This window comes from uncultured Paenibacillus sp., from assembly GCF_963515335.1.
Taxonomy (GTDB): Bacteria; Bacillota; Bacilli; order Paenibacillales; family Paenibacillaceae; genus Paenibacillus_I.
In genome coordinates this window covers 39419-60478 of record NZ_CAUPYC010000013.1, presented here as the reverse complement: position 1 = coordinate 60478, position 21060 = coordinate 39419, and the positions used below count along the sequence as shown (strand labels likewise).

Sequence of the window (21060 nt, the reverse complement as noted above, 5' to 3'; positions counted from 1 at the left end):
CCGGAATGATCTGCCAGGAGTGCGGGAAAAAGCCCGCCACGCTTCATTTTACGAAAATCGTCAACGGGGAGAAGACCGAATTCCATATTTGCGAATCGTGCGCCCGCGAAAGGGGCGAGAGCATACCCGGAACGCCGGGCGGCTTCTCGATTCACAGCCTGCTGTCCGGACTGCTCGACTTCGAGCCGTCCGGCGGCCAGCAAGGGCTGGGCGCGAAGCCTTCCCAAACGCTGCGCTGCGAGGTGTGCGGCCTGACTTACGGGCAGTTCAGCAAGATCGGACGGTTCGGCTGCAGCTCCTGCTACAAGCACTTCGAGAGCCGATTGGACCCTTTGTTCAAGCGGGTGCACGGCGGTACTTCGCATGTCGGGAAAATTCCGCGCCGCACCGGCCGCCAAATGCAGACGAAGCGGGAGCTGGAGCACTTGAAGCGCGAGCTTCAGCATACGATCGCCAGCGAGGAGTTCGAGAAAGCGGCGCATTTGCGCGACCGGATCCGCGATCTGGAGCGGAAAATTTCGGAGGCGTAACCATTATGGGAAGCGGCGGTCGTTCTCGAACGGTGCGGTTCAACGCGTAAGGAGGTTGCGATATGGAGAAGCGGCGGTTCGCCAAGGACGCGCTCAGCGAATGGATGAAAACCGACGGTCCCGATTCCGACATCGTCATCAGCAGCCGAATCCGGATCGCCCGGAACGTGGGCAGCCATCCGTTCCCGATGCTGGCCACGAATCAGCAATCGCGGGAAGTGATGGAGCAGTTGACGGGGGTCGCCAAGCAGGGGCGGTTGGATACAATCGGGAAATTTGATATTTTTATATTGTCGGAGCTGAACGAGCTGGAGAAAAAGGTGCTGGTCGAGAAGCATCTCATCAGTCCCGGCCTCGCCAACGAATCGCGCGGCGGAGCGCTTCTGCTCGATAACAGCGAGTCGGTCAGCATCATGATCAACGAAGAGGACCACCTGCGGATTCAGTGCTTGTCGCCGGGATTTCAAATCAAGGAAGTCTGGGACCTGGCAAGCCGGATCGATGATGCCTTCGAGGAAGCGGTCGATTACGCTTTTGACGAGAAGCGCGGCTATCTCACCAGTTGCCCGACCAACGTCGGCACCGGTATTCGCGCCTCGGTGATGATGCACCTGCCGGCGCTTGTGCTCACCCAGCAGATCAACCGGATCCTGTCGGCCATAACGCAGGTCGGCCTGGTGGTTCGGGGGCTTTACGGCGAAGGCAGCGAAGCGGTAGGCAACCTGTTTCAAATCTCGAACCAGATTACCCTCGGGCAATCGGAAGAGGAAATTATCGACAACCTGCATTCGGTTGCCCGCCAGATCATCGAGCATGAGAAAGCGGCGAGGGAGAGGCTGCTGGCTGAGTCCAGGGTTCGCCTGGAGGACCGCGTGTGCCGCTCTTACGGCATTCTGTCCCACGCATCGATCATGGATTCCAAGGAAGCGGCGCAGCGGTTGTCCGATGTTCGCCTCGGCATCGATCTTGGCCTGATTCGGAACGTGTCCCCGAAGGTGATGAACGAATTGATGGTCATGACGCAGCCCGGCTTCCTTCAACAGGCTTTCGACGAGAAAATGAGCTCGGAGCAGCGGGACATTCGCCGCGCGGAACTGATCCGCCGGCAGCTATTGAAATCGGATAACGGAGGTGTTTGATTCATGATGTTCGGAAGGTTTACGGAACGTGCGCAGAAGGTGCTGGCGTTGGCCCAAGAGGAGGCCGTACGCCTCGGTCATAATAATATCGGAACCGAACATATTTTGCTGGGACTCATTCGGGAAGGCGAAGGGATTGCGGCCAAGGCACTGACGGGGCTCGGGCTCGGTCTTGAGAAAATTCAGGACGAGGTCGAAACGCTGATCGGACGCGGCCAGGAGCAGCCGACCAATATCGCGTATACGCCGCGTGCCAAGAAGGTCATTGAACTGTCCATGGACGAAGCCCGCAAGCTGGGTCATACGTATGTCGGCACGGAGCACATCCTGCTGGGCCTCATCCGTGAGGGCGAAGGCGTTGCGGCGCGCGTGCTCAACAATCTGGGCATCAGCCTCAATAAAGCCCGCCAGCAAGTTTTGCAGCTTCTGGGGAGCAGCGAAGCGGTATCCAGCAGCCATGGCGCGCCTGCAAACGTAAGCACGCCTACGCTTGACGGCCTTGCGCGCGACCTGACGGCCAGCGCACGCGAGAGCCACCTGGATCCGGTTATCGGCCGGAGCAAGGAGATTGAGCGGGTCATTCAAGTGCTGAGCCGCAGGACGAAAAACAATCCGGTGCTGATCGGCGAGCCCGGCGTCGGCAAAACGGCGATCGCGGAAGGCTTGGCGCAAAAAATCATCGCCAACGAAATTCCGGAAACGCTGCGCGACAAGCGCGTGATGACGCTGGATATGGGCTCGGTCGTGGCCGGAACCAAATACCGCGGTGAATTCGAGGATCGGTTGAAAAAAATCATGGATGAGATCCGCCAGGCAGGCAACATCATCCTGTTCATCGACGAGCTGCACACGCTGATCGGCGCGGGCGGCGCGGAAGGCGCGATCGACGCCTCGAACATTCTCAAGCCGGCGCTGGCGCGCGGCGAGCTGCAGTGCATCGGCGCCACGACGCTGGACGAATACCGCAAATACATCGAGAAGGACGCCGCGCTCGAGCGCCGCTTCCAGCCGATCACGGTCGACCAGCCGTCCGTCGAGGAAGCGATCCAAATCTTGCATGGGCTGCGCGACCGTTACGAAGCGCATCACCGTGTGAAAATCACGAATGAAGCGATTGAGCAGGCGGTGAAGCTGTCCGACCGGTACATCACGGACCGGTTCCTGCCGGACAAGGCGATCGACCTGATCGACGAAGCGGGCTCCAAGGTACGCCTCAACTCGTACACGGTACCGCCGAATCTGAAGCAGCTGGAGAGCCGTCTCGAGGATATCCGCAAGGAGAAGGACGCCGCGGTGCAAAGCCAGGAGTTCGAGAAAGCGGCCGCGCTGCGCGACACCGAGCAGAAGATCCGCGAGGAGCTCGACGTTACGAAGAACCAGTGGAAGGAAAAGCAGGGCCGCACCGATTCCGAGGTGACGCCTGAGGATATCGCCCAGGTCGTGGCAAGCTGGACCGGCATTCCGGTCAGCAAGCTGAAGGAAGAAGAGACCGAGCGTCTGCTGAAGATGGAGGACATTCTGCACGACCGGGTCATCGGCCAGGACGAAGCCGTCAAGGCCGTAGCCCGCGCCATCCGCCGCGCCCGCGCCGGCCTCAAGGATCCGAAGCGGCCGATGGGCTCCTTCATCTTCCTCGGCCCTACGGGCGTCGGCAAGACCGAGCTTGCCCGCGCGCTCGCCGAAGCGATGTTCGGCGACGAGAACGCGGTTATCCGCATCGACATGTCGGAGTACATGGAGAAGCATTCCACGTCCCGTCTGGTCGGAGCGCCTCCGGGATATGTCGGTTACGAGGAAGGCGGCCAGCTGACCGAGAAAGTTCGCCGCAAGCCGTACTCGGTCGTCCTGCTCGACGAAATCGAGAAGGCGCATCCCGAAGTGTTCAACATCCTGCTGCAGGTGCTGGAGGACGGCCGCCTGACCGACTCGAAGGGACGCGTGGTCGACTTCCGCAACACGCTGATCATCATGACGTCGAACGTCGGCGCCGATCAGATCAAACGGAACTCGACGCTCGGCTTCACCGCGGTTCAGGATTCGGGACGCGAGTTTAACCAGATGAAAGACAAAGTCATGGCCGAGCTGAAGAAAAGCTTCCGACCGGAGTTCCTCAACCGGATCGACGAGACGATCGTGTTCCACTCCCTGGAGCAGGAGCATATCTCCCGCATCGTGACGTTGATGTCCGACGAGCTGCGCAAGCGCCTGCGCGAGCAGGAGGTGGACTTCACGCTGACCGACGCGGCGAAGGCATTCCTGGCCAAGGAGGGCTTCGATCCGCAGTACGGCGCGCGTCCGCTGCGCCGGGCGATCCAGAAGCATATCGAGGACCGGCTGTCCGAGGATCTGCTGATGGGCAAAATCTCGAAAGGCGACACGCTGATTATCGACGAGCGCGACGGCGGCCTGACCGTCGAGCCGGCCGCCGCAGGGCAGTCGCCGGAAGAAGAGCCCGCTTCGAGAGGCTGAATGAACGTTTAATCCCGATCGCTCCGAGTCGCTTATGCGACTCGGGGCGTTTTTTGTGCCTGTATAAGAAAGTACAAGTTTTCGGGACCGAAAACAGCTTTCTTATCAGCGATAAAACCAACCTTTGAACGGTCCATCAAATCTGTTTATACCAGCTAAACATCCATGACCCGTTGGGTCACAAATTGGGATGAAAATTTTCCCGTCCAGCAACATCCAGCATCCACGGTCAGAACCATCAAAGATAATGGACTTAAGGGCAGGGGGATGGTAAGTCGGAATTCTTTATGGTGGGAGCTTCACGACCCCGAGAGCTAAACGGACAACACGGACGATTAGAGCACAGATTCTTGTTGCCGCGAGCACGCATATCAAATTTCTTCTTGATGCTGAATCTGTGTGAACCCTGCCCTCCATTCTAAAGAAGGAAGGTGTTCGTCAGTGGAGGATCTCATTGAACGCGGTGCTGGCCTGGATGTACACAAGGAGACGGTTGTCGCAACGATCATTGTCGGAGTTGCAGGAAAGCGTCCTGAAAAGGAAACACGGACGTTTGGCACGATGACCGCCGACTTGCTTGAGCTTAGCGATTGGTTGTCTGAAAAGGGATGCACGCATATCGCCATGGAAAGCTCGGGTGTCTACTGGAAACCGGTGTACAACATTCTGGAGCCGGAATTCGAGATTATGGTGGTGAACGCCCGCCATATCAAGCATGTTCCGGGACGTAAAACCGATGTGAAAGACAGCGAGTGGATCGCGCAGTTACTTCGGAAAGGATTATTGCGTCCAAGCTTCATTCCGCCGGCTAACATTCGTCAGATGCGGGATCTGACGCGCTACCGCAAGAAGTTGATCCACCAACGCACAGCGGAACGCAATCGCATCCAGAAGTTCCTTGAAGACGCGAACATCAAGATGAGTTCAGTACTCTCTGACATCTTTGGTGTGTCCGGTACGCGAATACTCAAGGCGCTGCTGGGGGAGAATCCGCCTTCGCCTGAACAATTGGCCGAAACGGTTCATGCCCGTATCAGACCCAAACTGCCTCAATTAATCAAGTCGCTTCGAGGGCAATTGACCGACCATCATCGATTTTTGCTGAGCACCATCTTCGAGCATCTAGAGTCCATCGAAGGATGTATCGCGAAGATCGAGCAGCAAATCGAGCAGTCGCTCAATGGCTACGAGAAACAGATTGAACGACTTTGTACCATTCCAGGCATTAGTTACGATACAGCGGCGGTCATTGTCGCTGAGATGGGTGTGGACATGACCAAATTCCCATCCGCCGAGCACCTTTCTTCTTGGGCCGGCGTTAGTCCGGGTAACAATGAAAGTGCGGGCAAAAAAAAGTACAAGGACCACTCATGGCAGTCAAGCGTTAAAAACGGCTCTATGCGAGGCTGCTCACGCCGCTTCTCGAACCAAGACGTATATAGGCTCCAAGTTCTGGTCGCTCGCCAAGCGACGAGGCATCCACAAGGCTACCGTCGCTACGGCGCATAAGCTTCTCGTGATCATTTATCACATCCTGTTGGGGGAAGAAGATTACAAAGAATTAGGGCAAGATTACCTGATCAATCGAAACAAAGAGCGTGTGGAACGTCGACTGGTGAACCAGCTTGAAAAGCTAGGCTACACCGTCCAAAGACCAGCAGCAGTATAGGCTGGAAAAACCTTCATTCAACTCCCGGGCATCTTATTGCCTTCAAGTCCAGAAATAATTACCAACGAAATTTATGGTTACCTTAACAGCGTAGCCTTTACATACTTCATTTTCATATCAAAATAAATTTCCCCGCAGCAAGCTGCGGGGATTTGACCATCAGAGATTAATTTTTTTTAGAAATTATACAACTTTTCTCCGTTACCAATTGTCTTATATGCAAAGGGACTGAAAAACACGCAACATCTTCTACGTCCTGATAAATAGCGAAAGGAGGTTAATCAGAAATTAGATCCATTAAAGTGGTTTTGGATGTGGCATGACTTATGCAGTTCGTCCAAGTCAAGAAATATGAAATTTTATTTCGAAAGGAGCCTTAATAATGAAGAAGCCATGTTTTAGAATTAGTGCTTTACTTCTCATTGCTTCACTTCTAATCCCGGTTGCCGCCTCGGCGCATTACTGGGCGTCTGGTTACAATTTATATTCTATGAGCTATGCAAGTGTTGACAATGATAATGGAGTTTGTTATCAAGGGGCACAAAACTGGCAAACTGCAGTAGGGACCACAATGACTCAAAATTCAGGGTCAGGAAATAAGTGTTATTATCGTTCTGGCTACCTTGAAACTTGGTATGGTTTATACAGTAAACCCAATACTTATTTCACTATCAAAATTAATAAGGATAAGCTTTCCGCTGATTATCCAGGATACCTTTGGAACGCTTCCGTGAGTACCTCTACTCATGAGTTTGGTCATGCGCAATACCTGGCCGATTTGGATGAGACCGGTACTCCTGCATATAAAACAACATCCATCATGAGCTACGCAAGGGATCGAAAAACAATGACGACCCCTCAGTCTCATGATATAAGCGATATACAAAGCATGCGCAATTAAAAAGGGAGGAAATCCATATGAATAAGTTGATAACAATATTCTTAGCTTTATTCGCTGGCTTGTCTCTATTGACGGGTTGCGGCGAAAAAATCCAGCAATCTTCCACACAGACACAATCAGCAGATTTTCCGATGTACGATGCCGAAGCATTGATTAATGGAAAAACCGATTTGGTTGCGGTAGTTGATGTTGTAAATACAGAAGAAGTTAAAGATGGTGCAATTGATCCTGAAGGTACTCATCAAGAGGCAATTCTTCAAGTCAGGAATAAAATTTATGGTGACGAATCCAGACCGCAAATTAAACTTTATCAGTCTGTAGATCGTGTACAGAAAAACAAGACGTATCTGCTGTTTTTAAGTTACAGAAGTACTGTAGATCAATATGTGGTTTCTGATGGACGTTCTCAAATAGAAGTTAAAGATAAAAAAGTTAAAGTCGATATTGAGGGCATTGAAGGAGAATACACGCTCGATGAATTCGATACTGTATTTAAGGAAAAAGTTAAGAAAGTAAAGAACACTAAATAAGTTGGCCAATTTAAATTAGATTAAGAATAAAATGCACCTTCGCAAAGAGTGGGAAAAATGGAAGTGACAACACTACCAAATTACCCGTTTGCTGGGTGCATTTTTTCCACTGTTTACCGATGTTTAGCGCCGTTATTTATCCCGGCAATTCACATGGATGGTATGCCACATCTCAATAGGGATATTATTTTATCATTATTGGGAGTGAATTAGTATCGTTGGATGGCAAGCGGGGCTTTCAACGCCGCGCCGATAATGGTAAAATCTCTTTGATTACGCTTACGGACAAAAGGAGCGCCGAATGGCCAAACTAAAAAGCAAATTCATCTGCACGGAATGCGGCACGGAGTCGGCGAAATGGCTCGGCAAGTGCCCGGGATGCGGCGGCTGGAACTCGATGGTCGAGGAAAAGGAAACCGCCGTCCGCACGGCCGGCCTCGGTACGCAGCTCATTCACACGAAAGAAAAACCGCAGCCGATCATACATATAGAGAGCGGACGCGAGCCGCGCATCGAGACGCGCATGCGCGAGCTGAACCGGGTGCTCGGCGGCGGCGTGGTGCCGGGATCGCTTATTCTGGTAGGCGGCGATCCCGGCATCGGCAAGTCGACGCTGCTGCTGCAAACCTCTCACGCGCTGGCGGCCAAAGGGCTGACGGTATTATACATTTCGGGCGAGGGATCGGTACGCCAGACGAAAATGAGGGCCGATCGGCTCGGCGCGCTGACCGACACGCTATACGTGCTCTGCGAGACGAACATCGAATCGATCGGCGAGGCGATCGAGCATGTTCAGCCCGATTTTCTCGTTATCGACTCGATCCAGACGGTGTTCGATCCGTCGGTTCAATCGGCGCCGGGGAGCGTCTCGCAAGTACGCGAGTGCACGGCGTACTTCATGCGGATCGCCAAAGTAAAGGGAATTGCGACCGTGCTTGTCGGGCACGTTACGAAGGAAGGCGCGATCGCCGGGCCGCGGCTGCTGGAGCATATGGTCGACTGCGTGCTTTATTTTGAAGGGGAACGCCACCATTCGTACCGGCTGCTTCGGGCCGTCAAGAACCGGTTCGGCTCAACGAACGAGATCGGCATTTTCGAGATGGGAGAGGACGGGCTTCGCGAGGTGGATAACCCGTCGGAGCTGTTCCTGTCGGAACGGCCGCTCGGCGTGTCGGGTTCCACCGTGGTAGCCAGCATGGAAGGCACGCGACCGGTGCTGGTCGAGCTGCAGGCGCTGGTGGCCGCCACGAATTTTCCGTCGCCGCGGCGGATGTCGGCCGGCATCGACCATCACCGGATGGCGCTCATCATCGCGGTGCTGGAGAAGCGGATGGGCATGTTCCTGCAGAACCAGGACGCCTATGTGAACGTGGCCGGGGGCGTCAAGCTGGACGAACCGGCCGTCGACCTGGCGGCGGCTGTGAGCCTAGCCTCCAGCTTCCGCGATGCGCCTACCCGCCCTTACGACGTGTTTTTCGGCGAGGTGGGACTGACCGGTGAAGTAAGGGGCGTGTCGCGGGCGGAGCAGCGCGTGAAGGAAGCGGAGAAGCTCGGGTTTAAGCGAGTCATTATGCCGGACAGAAGCTTGAAAGGCTGGAAGCCGCCGGGCGGCATCGAAATGATCGGCGTCGGCACGGTGGCGGAAGCGTTGCGGGCGGCGCTCGGATAGGGGGAGCCATCGATGAAGGAAACGAACCAGCAAGAAATCATGAACCAGCTGCTGCAGCTGATCGCGCCGGGCACCCCGTTCCGCGAAGGGCTTGAGAACGTTCTGCGCGCCAAGACGGGAGCGCTCCTTGTCGTCGGATACAGCCCCGAGGTGATGGAAGTGGTGGACGGCGGCTTTTCGATCAACTGCGATTTTTCGCCCAACTATTTGTATGAGTTGGCCAAGATGGACGGCGCGATTATTCTAAGCGAGGATTTGCGCAGAATCTTGTACGCGAACACCCAGCTCATTCCCGACAGCTCCATTCCGTCCATCGAGACGGGCATCCGGCACCGCACCGCGGAGCGGGTGGCGAAACAGACGGGCAAGCTGGTCGTCTCGATATCGCAGCGCCGCAACATCATCACGCTGTACCAGGGCAGCCTGCGTTATTCGCTCAAGGATATGGGGGTCATCCTGACGAAGGCGAACCAGGCGATCCAGACGCTTGAGAAATACAAGGCTGTGCTCAGCCAGGATTTCACGAATCTGTCGGCGTCCGAATTCGAGGAGATGGTTACGCTGCAGGAGGTGGCCGGCGTCATTCAGCGGCTCGAGCGGGTGCTGCGGATCAAAATGGAGATTAAGCGCTACGTCAACGAGCTCGGCACCGAAGGGCGTCTGATCAGCATGCAGATGGAGGAGCTTGTCGGCGGCGTGGAAGAAGACGCATGGTTTCTGCTGAAGGATTATGTGAAAGATAATCATGACGATAAAATCAGGGAAATCCGCGCGGGGCTCAAGAAACTGACATCTGAGGAGCTGCTGGACGCCGGCATCGTCATCCGCCTGCTCGGTTACCCGAACTCCGGCGCGATGTCCGAGGAACCGGTGCTGCCGCGCGGCTACAGGCTGCTGAACAAGATACCGCGGCTTCCGATCATCATCATGAACAACCTGGTTGAACGGTTCGGGCATCTGCCGCATATCGTCATGGCGACGATCGAGGAGCTGGACGAGGTGGACGGGATCGGGGAGGTACGGGCCCGTGCCATCAAGGAAGGGCTCAAGCGGATTCAGGAGCAGGTGTTCATTGACAGGCAAATATAATTTTCATATGATAATAAGATGTGTAAGAATGGATATCCCCTAAAAATTCCACGCCGTAAACCAAGTCAGAATCGCTCCTGCTGCGCGATTGGGGTATAGTAAAGATGAGGTGGAGCAGATGATCACGAAATCGATACCGAGTCTGTTTACGATCGGCAACCTGTTCCTGGGGATCATTGCCATCATTCTCGTATTTAATGAACGGCCTGAGCTTGCCGCCATGATGGTGATCATCGCGATGCTGCTCGACGGGGTCGACGGACGAGTCGCGCGGGCCTTGAACGCGCAAAGCGATTTCGGCAAAGAACTGGATTCCTTGTCGGACGTCATCTCGTTCGGCGTGGCGCCGGCCTTCATCATGTATGTCGTCGCGTTTCAAGAGCTTAATCCGGCCGCGGCCTGGATCGTGACCGCCATCTTCCCGATCTGCGGAGCGCTGAGGCTGGCCCGGTTCAATGTGATAGCGGGCACCCCGGGCTATTTTATCGGCCTGCCGATTCCGGCCGCCGGCGGCGTGGCGAGCACGCTGGCGCTGTTCTACAAAGAGATTCCCGCCGCGGTGCTGCTGAGCAGCATGATTGTCCTGTCCTTCCTGATGGTCAGCAACATCAAATATCCGAACTTCAAGAAAGTGGGCATCCCGAAGGGCGCCATGTGGGTCATTCCGATCGTCGTCGGCGTCGCCGTCGTGCTCGGCGTCCTGTTCCCTCAGCATCTTTCCAAAATCCTGTTCGTTCCCCTGGTGCTTTACGCGCTGTACGGCTTAAAAAAAAACGTTGATCGGCGCGTTTCCAAAGCGCGCAAGCGCCGGCAGGCGAAAGCGGCCGCCGACGCGAAATCGGAGCACAGCGCATAGGGTTCCGTTTCGAATCAAATGAGGCTTCCCCTTCGTCACGTGGCGTGACGGCGGGAAGCCTCTTTTTCATCGGATCTATTCGCATGATGTCGGTCAGGTTAAATTGAAAATGCCGAGCGTCGAGCACTTCTTGGACTCCTGTTCAATGACATCCTCCAGCTTGATGTCCAGCAAATTACTGAGGGCGGACATGTAGAACAGGCTTTTGCCGAGCTCGGTTCGCAGCACGTCCTTGCAATTCTCGCACAAACGGCCGCTCGTGTGGTGATCCAGCTTGATTTTGACTTGCTCGATATCGAGCTCGTCGGGATAATCCTGCTTCCGCGCGTTGACCTCGATGCACCCGCATTCGGTTACGGCCTTGGACACCGCTCGGTTGACGGAAGCTCCCGCTTGCCCGAATTTGGTCATGACGTCCAGCAAACTGCGATGGCGAAGCAGCAACTCCGATACCTGCTGCTGAAACTGGTCCAGCGTTAAGGCGCTCATCCATTCCACCTCATTTCGTGATTTGCTTTCTCCATCATTATAGAACATGCCGGGGCCGATTTACAAAAAAGATTTTCTCACCTGACCGGCTGTTTAAATGTTCCTTCCACGGTTAACTCGTCCCAAATCGGCGCATAATGGTAATGGAGGTGAACGAAATGGTCAAACGACTTATACAATTGCTGGGCCTGATCGCAGGCGGAATGGCCGGCGATTTCGTGCATGGCTGGATGAACGCCGGCGCCGTCTGGACCGACGCGGCTTTCGGCGCGATGCGCCAATCGGGCGCGTACTACACGAACGTCGGGTTGGGCGCGCTAGGCGGCTTGGCCGTGGCGACGATATTGGCGGGAACGATCATCCGGCGGATGCAGGAGGGGGCGGAATGGGCGGCTTCCGTGCCGACCGGCGATTTGGCGGCGGGGAGCATCGGGCTGCTGACCGGTTTGGCGGTATCCGCGCTGCTGTATCCGGCGGTCGCCGGTTTGAGCGGAGCGGGTGTGATGCTGCCGGCTGCGTTGACGTTATTTTTCGGTTATATGGGTCTGCGGATCGGGCTCGGCAAAAAAGAGGAACTGGCCGGCGCGGCACAGGCGTTCTGGACGGCACGCAATCCGCAGGCCGCGGAGGAAACCGGCCGCGGGTTCGAGGAACATAAAATTTTGGATACGAGCGTCATCATCGACGGCCGCATTGCGGACATTTGCAAAACGGGCTTTATTGAAGGCACCTTGGTTATTCCCGAGTTTGTCCTTGAGGAATTGCAGCACATTGCGGACTCTTCCGATTTGCTGAAGCGCAACCGCGGCCGGCGCGGTCTCGACATTCTGAACAAAATTCAGAAGGAGCTCGACGTCAAGGTACTGATCTACGAAGGCGACTTTGAGGAAATCGGCGAGGTGGACAGCAAGCTGGTCAAGCTGGCCAAGGCTTTGCGCGGAAAGGTCGTGACGAACGACTTCAACCTGAACAAGGTGTGCGAGCTGCAGGGCGTGTCGGTCCTGAACATCAACGATCTGGCCAACGCGGTCAAGCCGGTCGTGCTGCCGGGCGAGGAAATCGTCGTGCAGGTGATCAAGGACGGCAAGGAGCACGGCCAAGGCGTCGCCTATCTGGACGACGGTACGATGATCGTGGTGGAAGGCGGACGGGATTTCATCGGCACGACCATGGAGGTGCTTGTCACGAGCGTGCTCCAGACATCGGCGGGCCGGATGATTTTCGCCAAGCCGAAGCTGCTGGAGAAGGCGCAGTGAGCATAAGGGAAGCAAGGCGGCGCCTGCCGCCCGCTCCGCGGATGAACGAATCCGCCGGCGGGCGGCCGGCGCCTTCTGCCGCTTCCGGGAGTCTGCGGCTCTGCGTCAGCTGCGGCTTGTGGCGGAGCGGCCGGCAGCCGCTTATTGAACAGTGCGGAATGGCTGGTGTATGATAGGAATATTCTATCGGGCAGCGAGGCAGGTTGAGGATGAACGAAGCAAAGGGAGAACCGGCGGGCGGGGCCGGTACGCAGTGGAGCGCCGTCATCGTTGCCGCGGGACGCGGCACGCGTATGGGCGCGGCGGAAAGCAAGCAGTACTTGCCGCTGCTGAACAAGCCGATCCTGGCGCATACGCTTGCCGTGTTTGACGGCATGAGCGAGATTCGCGACATCGTGCTGGTGACGGAAGCCGGGGATGTGGAACGCTGCCGCCGCCTCGCCGCCGAGCATGGGCTGCGGAAAGTGGCGGCGGTCGTCCCCGGCGGCGGCGAGCGACAGCACTCGGTCAGGCTCGGACTGGCGGCGGCGCGCACCCCGTGGGTGATGGTGCATGACGGTGTGCGGCCGCTGGTTACGCCGGAATCGGTGCGGCGCTGCATGGAGGCCGCATACCGCCATGGGGCGGCCGTACTGGCGGTGCCGGTCAAGGATACGATCAAGAAGGTCGACGCGGCGGGCATCATTGAGTCGACCCCCGACCGGCGCAGCCTGTGGGCGATTCAGACGCCGCAGGCGTTTCGCCGCGACCTGCTCGAGCAATGCCACAGCCGCGCGGAGCGGGAAGGCTTCGTCGGCACCGACGACGCGATGGTCGTGGAGCGGTACGGCCATCCGGTGGCGGTAGCGGCGGGCGATTATACCAATATCAAAATAACGACGCCGGACGACTTGCCTTACGCGGCGTTTCTGCTTGCCGGCCGCGGCGGCGGGACGTCCGGCGGGGCTCTGTGAGAAAGGGAGAACGGGACGACATGATCCGAATCGGACAAGGGTTTGACGTGCATCAGTTGAAGGAAGGGCGGCCGTGCGTGATCGGCGGCGTGACGATCCCCTACGGGAAAGGGCTGCTGGGCCACTCCGACGCGGATGTGCTGCTGCACGCCGTGGCGGACGCCGTGCTGGGCGCGCTGGCGCTCGGCGACATCGGGAAACATTTTCCGGACACGGACCCCGCCTTCAAGGACGCGGACAGCGTGCAGCTGCTCGGGCATGTCTGGGCTTTGGCTAAGGAACGGGGCTACAGGCTGGGGAACGTCGACTCGACGATCATTGCCCAGCAGCCGAAAATGGCGCCCTACATTCCGCAGATGGCCGCGATTATCGCGCGTGTGCTCGAGGCGGAGCCCGACCGGGTGAACGTGAAGGCGACGACGACCGAGCGGCTCGGTTTTCCCGGCCGGGGCGAAGGGATCGCGGCGCAGTCGGTGGTCTGTCTGGTGCGGGATGAACGATAGGCTTTACAATTGACGGGAGGTTGCGATTCATGACGACGAACGACGTGCGTGTCCGCTATGCGCCATCGCCGACGGGACATTTGCATATCGGCAATGCGAGAACGGCCTTGTTCAATTATTTATACGCGCGCAGTCAGGGCGGCGCCTTCATTATCCGGATCGAGGATACGGACCTGAAGCGCAATATCGCGGGCGGCGAGGAGAGCCAGTTGACCTATTTGAAGTGGCTCGGCATCGACTGGGACGAAAGCGTGGATATCGGCGGCGGCTGCGGCCCTTACCGGCAGACCGAGCGTCTCGACATTTACCGCGGGCATTGGCGGGAGCTGCTGGACAAGGGACTGGCTTACCGCTGCTATTGCACGGAGGAGGAACTGGAGCGAGAGCGGGAAGAGCAGTCCGCCCGGGGCGAAATGCCGCGCTATTCGGGCCGCTGCCGTCATCTGACGGCCGAGGAGCAGCAGGCTTTTGAGGCGGAGGGCCGGGTGCCGAGCGTGCGCTTCCGCGTGCCGGAGGGAAAAACCTATACGTTCGACGACATGGTCAAGGGGACGATCAGCTTTGAGTCGGACGGCATCGGCGACTTCGTCATTGTGAAGAAGGACGGCATCCCGACGTACAACTACGCCGTCGCGCTGGACGACCACCTGATGAGAATCAGCCATGTGCTGCGCGGCGAGGACCATATCTCCAACACGCCCCGCCAGCTGATGGTGTACGAGGCGCACGGCTGGGAGCCGCCGGCGTTCGGCCATATGACGCTGATCGTCAACGAGAACCGGAAGAAGCTGAGCAAGCGGGACGAATCGATCATCCAGTTCATCGAGCAGTACGACGCGCTCGGTTATTTGCCGGAAGCGATGTTCAACTTCATCGCCCTGCTCGGCTGGTCGCCGGAGGGCGAGCAGGAGATCTTCACCCGCGAGGAGCTGATCGGCGTGTTCGATGCGGCTCGCCTGAGCAAAAGTCCGGCGGTGTTCGACACGCAGAAGCTGGCCTGGATGAACAATGAATATATGAAAAAAGCCGACGTGCAGCGCGTGGTGGGTCTGTGCCTTCCGCACCTGAGGCGGGCGGGGCGCGTGCCGGACGAGCTGGATGCGGCCCGCCATGCATGGGTGACCGAGCTGGTCGCGCTGTATCAGGACAAGCTGCGGTTCGCGGCGGACATCGTGCCGCTGACCGAGCTGTTTTTCCGCGACTCGGTCGAGGACGAGGAGGAGGCGGCCGCCGTGCTGGCCGAGGAGCAGGTGCCGGCGGTGCTGCGCGCTTTCCTGGCCGCGGCGGACGGCTGCCCGGAAGACGCGTTCACCGACGAAGCGGTAAAGGCAATCGTCAAAGGCGTGCAGCAGCAAACCGGCTTCAAGGGCAAGCAGCTGTTCATGCCGATCCGCGCGGCGGTGACCGGACAGACGCACGGGCCGGATTTGAACCGGACGATCGCGCTGCTGGGCAAGCGGAAGGTGGCCGAGCGGGTGGAGGCGCGGCTGTAAACAGCGGCCCGTACTGCTCCGAGCCTGCCTCCGCTTGCGCGCAGGGAGCACGGTTTCCGGCGCTTATGGTTGTCAGGCGGCGGCCCTAAGTTGTATACTGTCAATAAACCAGATTCGTCTGTTACATGTGCAAAGGCTTGGAACAGGAAAAGTACGTTTCCCGCAGGATTCTGCAGAGAGGACGACCGGCATGCGGAGGCGCTTGAAGTTGGCGGCGCTCTCGGCCAGGGTGGAAGTCGTCCGGGTCCCGGAAACCGAACATGCGCCTGGGAGCCTTGCCCCGAACCGGCCCGACCGCCGGACGCGCCTGTTAGCTTGCTCAGGCGCCGCGGCCGTCGCAAGGTGTAGGCGGCAACGGGTCGTGCCCGTTATCAACGCAAGAGTGGGAAGGCGGTTTCCGTCTTCCGGGCAGAGTGGGACCGCGGTATACACGCCTCTGCAGCTTCGGCTGCAGAGGCTTTATTTTTTGGGCTGAGAGAGAGAGAGGGGGTTGCCGATGTTTCGTCACATACGCTCCGATATACAGGCTGTTTTCGAGAATGACCCGGCGGCGCGGAGCAGGTTCGAGGTTGTGTTCACTTATTCCGGCCTGCACGCCATATGGGCCCATCGCATCGCGCATATGCTGTACAAACGGCGGTTTTTTACGCTGGCGCGCATCATTTCGCAGGCGAGCCGTTTCATGACGGGTATTGAGATTCATCCCGGCGCGACGATCGGCGACCGGCTTTTCATCGATCACGGCATGGGGGTCGTCATCGGGGAAACGTGCGAAATCGGCGATGATGTCGTCATTTATCAGGGTGTCACGCTGGGCGGCACGGGTAAGGAAAAGGGAAAGCGCCATCCGACCATCGGCAACAACGTCGTCATCGGTTCGGGCGCGAAAGTGTTGGGATCGTTCAAAGTCGGGGATAATTCGAATATCGGCGCCAATTCGGTCGTTGTGCGCGAGGTTCCGCCGAACAGCACGGTTGTCGGCATCCCGGGCAAAATCGTCAAGACCAACGGCGAGCGCGTCAGCGGAGACAGGCACAGGCTGGACCACACGCAGCTGCCCGACCCGGTACTCGAGATGTTCCGGTCGATGTACAAGGAAATCCACGAATTGAAGGCGGAGCTTGCAAGACAGAAGAAGAACAGCATAGGCGACGGAGGCGAGGCGGAATCATGATACGCATGTATAATACCCTAACGCGCGCTAAGGAGGCGTTCGAACCTCTTGAGGCGGGCAAAGTGAAAATGTATGTCTGCGGACCGACCGTCTACGATTATATCCACATCGGAAACGCCCGGCCGGTGATCTTCTTCGACGTCGTGCGCCGTTATCTGGAGACGGCCGGCTATGAAGTGACGTATATCGTCAACTTTACGGATGTCGACGACAAGCTGATCCGCAAGGCCGAGCAGCTTGGGACGACCGTGCCGGAAGTGGCCGACCGCTTCATCGCCGCTTTTAATGACGATATCGAGGCGCTCGGTGTGCGCAAGGCGACGCTGAATCCGCGCGTAACGGATCATATCGGCGACATCATCTCGTTTATCGAAGGGCTGATCGCGAAGCACTTCGCTTATGAGAGCGGCGGGGACGTGTACTTCCGCACAAGCCGGTTCGAGGAGTACGGCAAGCTTTCGCACCAGAATCTAGAGGAGCTGCAGTTCGGCATCCGGATTGAGGTCGGCGAGAAAAAGGAAAATCCGCAGGATTTCGTGCTTTGGAAAAGCGCGAAGCCCGGCGAGATTTTCTGGGACAGCCCGTGGGGCCCCGGCCGGCCGGGGTGGCATATCGAATGCTCGGCGATGGCCCGCAAATATTTGGGCGACACGCTGGATATCCACGGAGGCGGGCACGACCTGCAGTTCCCGCACCATGAGTGCGAGGTGGCGCAATCGGAGTCGCTGACCGGCAAGCCGCTCGCGCGCTATTGGCTGCACAACGGATATATTCATATCAACAATGAGAAAATGTCGAAGTCGCTCGGCAACGGCATTACCGTCCAGGAGCTGTTGAAAAGGACGAAGCCGGCCGCGGTGCGCTACTTCATGCTCTCGACGCATTACCGCAGTCCGCTTAACTTCAGCGAGGAGACGATCGCACAGGCGGAGAACAGCGTCGAACGGATCGCGAATTGCGCGCTCAACCTCGAGCACCGGCTGAAGGCGTTGGGGTCGCTCGCCGACAAAGGGGATGGCGTTGCGGCGTTCTCTCCGGCAGGCGAGCTGCGGACAGGCGACGCCGAGCTCGACGCGCGGTTGACGGAGATCCGCGAACGGTTCCATGCGAAGATGAGCGACGACTTCAACACGCCGGACGCGGTGACGGCCATGTTCGATCTGGTAAGCGAAGCGAATCATTACTTGAAGCGGGAAATCGCGGAAGGAGCGGCGCTGCGGACGTTCATTGGCCTCATCGCGTACTTCGACGGCGTGCTTGGCTTCTTGCCCGGCGGCGGCGCGGAACAAGGGCTTCGGGATGAACAGATCGATCGTCTTATTGAGGAGCGGAATGAAGCGCGCAAGGCGAAAAATTGGGCCAGGGCCGACGAGCTCCGCGATCTGCTGGCCTCACAGGGCATCCTGCTTGAGGATACGCCGCAGGGCATCCGGTGGCGGCGCAAATGACGGGAACGATGGGGACGACGGGGACGTTCTACCTTCACCCGCCCGCCAAGCCGCCGAACTTGATCAATCCGGTCATATTGGCTTATGTCGGAGACGCCGTGTTCGAGCTGTTCGTGCGGCAGTATCTGGTTTCTCTGCCGAACCATAAGTCCGATCACCTTCACCGCAGCGCGACCCGTTTCGTGTCGGCGCGGGCGCAGAGAGAACTGCTGGAGCGGTGGATGCCGCTGCTGTCCGAAGAGGAGAGCGACATCGTGCGCCGGGGACGCAACGCCAAGTCCGGCGCGCCGCCGAAAAACGCGGATCATCGGGATTACCGGCAGGCGACGGCGCTGGAATGCCTGGTCGGCTATTTATATTACACGGGAAGATTGGACCGGTTGAACGTGCTTCTCGGAGTCGCCTTCGGGCAGGGCGCAGACCGGCCGGCTTTACCGGAACGCAAGGAGGATGAGGGCATTGACTGACCGTGATGAACGGAACGGCGAGGAAGGGCAAGCGGAATGGATCGCCGGCAAGCATCCCGTCATGGAGGCGCTGCGGGCGGGCAGGCAAATCAACAAGATATGGATCGCCGAAGGGGCGCAGCGCGGCTTGACGCAGCCGATCTATGCCGAGGCGAAACGCCTCGGCATCATCGTCCAGTCGGCGGACAAGCGCAAGCTGGACCAGCTCGCGCAAGGCGTTCCCCATCAAGGCGTCGTCGCGCAGGCAGCCGCCTACCGGTATTTCGAGGTCGACGAGCTGATCGCCGCGGCCGAAGCGAAGGGCGAGGAGCCTTTTCTGCTGCTGCTCGATGAAATCGAAGACCCGCACAATCTCGGCTCCATCCTGCGGACCGCGGAATGCACCGGCGTGCACGGCGTCATTATTCCGAAGCGCCGCTCCGCCGGCTTGACGGCTGCCGTCTCCAAGACGTCGGCCGGCGCGGTCGAATACGTGCCGGTCGCGCGGGTGACGAATTTGGCCCAGACGATCGACCGGCTGAAGGAACGCGGCATCTGGATCGCGGGCACCGATGTGAATGACGCCGACGAGGTATACCGCGCGAATTTCAACATGCCGCTCGCCGTCGTGATCGGCAACGAGGGCAAAGGGATCGGCAGGCTCATCCGCGAGAAATGCGATTTTCTCGTCAGGCTGCCGATGGCGGGCCGCCTGAATTCGCTGAACGCCTCGGTCGCGGCCGGCGTTCTCATGTACGAGGTTGTCCGCCAGCGGCTGAACGCCTCGCGTTCGGCGGCGGCCGGCGAAGGCGGCGCCGGCGCGCGGCGCAAGGGCTGATATGGCCGGGGGACCGGGCGATGTGCTGCTCGTTGACGGCTATAATATGATCGGCGCTTGGCCCGAGCTGGAGAGGCTCAAGGACGTGGATTTCGAGGAAGCGAGAGACCGGCTGCTGGACAAGCTGGCCGATTACCAAGGGTACTCGGGGCTTAAGGTATATGTCGTGTTCGATGCCCACCGGGTGCCTGGGCTCGGAGCCACGTATCGCCAGTACAAGCTTACGGTCATCTACACCAAGGAAAAAGAAACGGCCGACGAATGCATCGAAAGGCTCGTCGCCGAATTGGCGAAGCGGGGGCGCAACATCTACGTTGCGACCTCCGACCTCGTCGAGCAGCATGTGGCCTTCGGCAAAGGGGCGCTCAGGCTGTCGGCCCGCGAGCTGCTGATCGACATCGAGCAGAACCGCAAAGCGATCGAGCGTTCGGCGGCGGTCCGGCCGCCCGGCAAGCGAAACCCGCTGGACGGGGTGCTGAGCCTGGACGTCAGAACGAAGCTGGAAAGGCTGCGCCGGGGAAACCGCGAATGAAAACCGCCGGGGGGTTCCCGGACAAAGGCGTTATTGACGGTGTCAGGTTACATAATGTATACTAGCTCTATGTTTCATAGAGTTGAATAGAGTACGCCTTGCAGGCCGGAGGGATAGTTCGTGAGCATCGACCTCAAAGAACCGAGAATGCACGAATATGACTGCCGAACGGACGAAGACGTTGTGGAAGCGGTGCGCGATGGCGACGGGGAAGCGCTGGAGTATTTGATCAACAAATATAAGAATTTCGTACGCGCCAAGGCGCGTTCCTATTTTTTGATCGGCGCGGACCGCGAGGATATCGTCCAGGAAGGCATGATCGGTCTGTATAAGTCGATCCGCGATTTCAAGGGAGACAAGCTGGCCTCGTTCAAGGCGTTCGCGGAGCTGTGCATCACGCGGCAGATCATCACCGCGATCAAGACCGCCACCCGCCAGAAGCACATTCCTCTTAATTCCTACGTTTCTTTGGACAAGCCCATTTACGATGAAGACTCCGACAGGACGCTGCTGGACGTGATCTGCGGCTCGCGCGTTTCCGATCCGGAGGAACTGATCATCAACCAGGAAGAGTTTATCGGTCTTGAAGACAAGATGTCCGAGATTTTAAGCGACCTGGAACGCAAGGTGCTGATGCTGTATTTGGACGGCCGCTCCTACCAGGAGATCGCGGTCGATCTGGACCGTCACGTCAAGTCGATCGACAACGCGTTGCAGCGGGTGAAGCGCAAGCTTGAACGCTATCTGGAAATACGGAACGTCGGCGGATAAGCGGCTATACGGGCGGAATTTTTATTTTACTATCGATTGCGAATACCAACCGAACTCTTTGCCGACGCAAGGGGTTTTTTTTATTGTGTCTCTGTGTATCGGTGCAGGAGAAGCGGTAAAGCGGTTTGTTTCACTCCGCAGTAGACTATTAATTGTGTGGATATGCAGTTTTTTCGCCTTGAAAGGGTTACAGACCGGCAAACCGGGTGATAATGGACGTTGAATCCCATGTCAAGGGGCGGCCGGAACCGCGTCGCGGCCCGATCTTTCCGAGCGGCGGAGCGGTTTATTTTCGTTGACACGCA

At 57.9% G+C, this 21060-nt stretch carries 20 protein-coding genes; 19 read left to right on the top strand and 1 reads right to left on the bottom strand.

The genetic code is table 11. From position 1 onward, the window contains the following. Positions 1–5 precede the first annotated feature (5 nt). The 9 genes from RWM61_RS07000 to pssA all read left to right on the top strand — a co-directional run bounded on the left by RWM61_RS07000 (position 6) and on the right by pssA (position 10852). Positions 6–530: a UvrB/UvrC motif-containing protein gene (locus RWM61_RS07000; protein WP_313998904.1), complete on the top strand. Its 525-nt coding sequence runs from the start codon at positions 6–8 to the stop codon at positions 528–530. Positions 531–592: 62 nt separating this feature from the next. Beyond that, on the top strand, positions 593–1669 hold the full coding sequence (locus RWM61_RS06995) for a protein arginine kinase (RefSeq protein WP_313998902.1): 1077 nt from the start codon (positions 593–595) through the stop codon (positions 1667–1669). Positions 1670–1672: 3 nt separating this feature from the next. After that, the gene (gene clpC / locus RWM61_RS06990) at positions 1673–4138 is read left to right on the top strand and encodes an ATP-dependent protease ATP-binding subunit ClpC (RefSeq protein WP_313998900.1); all 2466 of its coding nucleotides are present in this window, start codon (positions 1673–1675) and stop codon (positions 4136–4138) included. Positions 4139–4579: 441 nt separating this feature from the next. After that, the gene (locus RWM61_RS06985; protein WP_313998898.1) at positions 4580–5647 is read left to right on the top strand and encodes an IS110 family transposase; all 1068 of its coding nucleotides are present in this window, start codon (positions 4580–4582) and stop codon (positions 5645–5647) included. Between the two features lie 542 nt (positions 5648–6189). Continuing rightward, complete coding sequence (locus RWM61_RS06980) at positions 6190–6708, top strand: hypothetical protein (protein ID WP_313998896.1); 519 nt, start codon at positions 6190–6192, stop codon at positions 6706–6708. Positions 6709–6725: 17 nt separating this feature from the next. Beyond that, positions 6726–7238, top strand: a complete 513-nt coding sequence (locus tag RWM61_RS06975; RefSeq protein ID WP_313998894.1) for a hypothetical protein — start codon at positions 6726–6728, stop codon at positions 7236–7238. 301 nt (positions 7239–7539) lie between these two features. Further along, entirely contained in the window at positions 7540–8907 is a 1368-nt protein-coding gene (gene radA, locus RWM61_RS06970; RefSeq protein WP_313998892.1) for a DNA repair protein RadA, read from the top strand. Between the two features lie 12 nt (positions 8908–8919). Next, complete coding sequence (gene disA / locus RWM61_RS06965) at positions 8920–9996, top strand: DNA integrity scanning diadenylate cyclase DisA (protein ID WP_313998890.1); 1077 nt, start codon at positions 8920–8922, stop codon at positions 9994–9996. A 118-nt stretch (positions 9997–10114) separates the two neighbouring features. Next, the gene (gene pssA / locus RWM61_RS06960) at positions 10115–10852 is read left to right on the top strand and encodes a CDP-diacylglycerol--serine O-phosphatidyltransferase (RefSeq protein WP_313998888.1); all 738 of its coding nucleotides are present in this window, start codon (positions 10115–10117) and stop codon (positions 10850–10852) included. Between the two features lie 93 nt (positions 10853–10945). Here the strand turns inward: pssA and RWM61_RS06955 are convergent, their stop codons facing one another. After that, positions 10946–11341 carry a DUF1573 domain-containing protein gene (locus RWM61_RS06955; RefSeq protein ID WP_313998886.1) on the bottom strand — a complete coding sequence of 132 codons (396 nt, stop codon included), beginning with the start codon at positions 11339–11341 and terminating at the stop codon, positions 10946–10948. 158 nt (positions 11342–11499) lie between these two features. On the opposite strand from RWM61_RS06955, the gene RWM61_RS06950 reads away from it, so the two are divergent. The 10 genes from RWM61_RS06950 (at position 11500) to sigH (ending at position 20755) form a co-directional block, all read left to right on the top strand. Then, positions 11500–12597 carry a PIN/TRAM domain-containing protein gene (locus tag RWM61_RS06950; RefSeq protein WP_313998884.1) on the top strand — a complete coding sequence of 366 codons (1098 nt, stop codon included), beginning with the start codon at positions 11500–11502 and terminating at the stop codon, positions 12595–12597. A gap of 209 nt (positions 12598–12806) precedes the next feature. Then, entirely contained in the window at positions 12807–13550 is a 744-nt protein-coding gene (gene ispD, locus RWM61_RS06945; protein ID WP_313998882.1) for a 2-C-methyl-D-erythritol 4-phosphate cytidylyltransferase, read from the top strand. Between the two features lie 20 nt (positions 13551–13570). Continuing rightward, entirely contained in the window at positions 13571–14053 is a 483-nt protein-coding gene (gene ispF, locus RWM61_RS06940; RefSeq protein ID WP_313998880.1) for a 2-C-methyl-D-erythritol 2,4-cyclodiphosphate synthase, read from the top strand. 29 nt (positions 14054–14082) lie between these two features. Next, positions 14083–15546, top strand: coding sequence for a glutamate--tRNA ligase (gltX, locus tag RWM61_RS06935; protein WP_313998878.1), 1464 nt, complete (start codon positions 14083–14085; stop codon positions 15544–15546). Positions 15547–16042: 496 nt separating this feature from the next. Then, positions 16043–16720 (top strand): serine O-acetyltransferase, encoded by a 678-nt coding sequence (gene cysE / locus RWM61_RS06930; RefSeq protein ID WP_313998876.1) that lies wholly within the window; start codon positions 16043–16045, stop codon positions 16718–16720. Next, positions 16714–18168 (top strand): cysteine--tRNA ligase, encoded by a 1455-nt coding sequence (gene cysS / locus RWM61_RS06925; RefSeq protein ID WP_313998922.1) that lies wholly within the window; start codon positions 16714–16716, stop codon positions 18166–18168. Before cysE ends, cysS begins: the two co-directional genes overlap by 7 nt. Beyond that, positions 18165–18635 carry a ribonuclease III domain-containing protein gene (locus RWM61_RS06920; RefSeq protein WP_313998874.1) on the top strand — a complete coding sequence of 157 codons (471 nt, stop codon included), beginning with the start codon at positions 18165–18167 and terminating at the stop codon, positions 18633–18635. Before cysS ends, RWM61_RS06920 begins: the two co-directional genes overlap by 4 nt. Continuing rightward, on the top strand, positions 18628–19452 hold the full coding sequence (gene rlmB, locus RWM61_RS06915) for a 23S rRNA (guanosine(2251)-2'-O)-methyltransferase RlmB (RefSeq protein WP_313998873.1): 825 nt from the start codon (positions 18628–18630) through the stop codon (positions 19450–19452). Before RWM61_RS06920 ends, rlmB begins: the two co-directional genes overlap by 8 nt. 1 nt (position 19453) lies before the next feature. Continuing rightward, the gene (locus RWM61_RS06910; RefSeq protein WP_313998871.1) at positions 19454–19984 is read left to right on the top strand and encodes an NYN domain-containing protein; all 531 of its coding nucleotides are present in this window, start codon (positions 19454–19456) and stop codon (positions 19982–19984) included. A 120-nt stretch (positions 19985–20104) separates the two neighbouring features. Beyond that, positions 20105–20755, top strand: a complete 651-nt coding sequence (gene sigH / locus RWM61_RS06905) for an RNA polymerase sporulation sigma factor SigH (protein WP_313998869.1) — start codon at positions 20105–20107, stop codon at positions 20753–20755. Positions 20756–21060 lie beyond the last annotated feature (305 nt).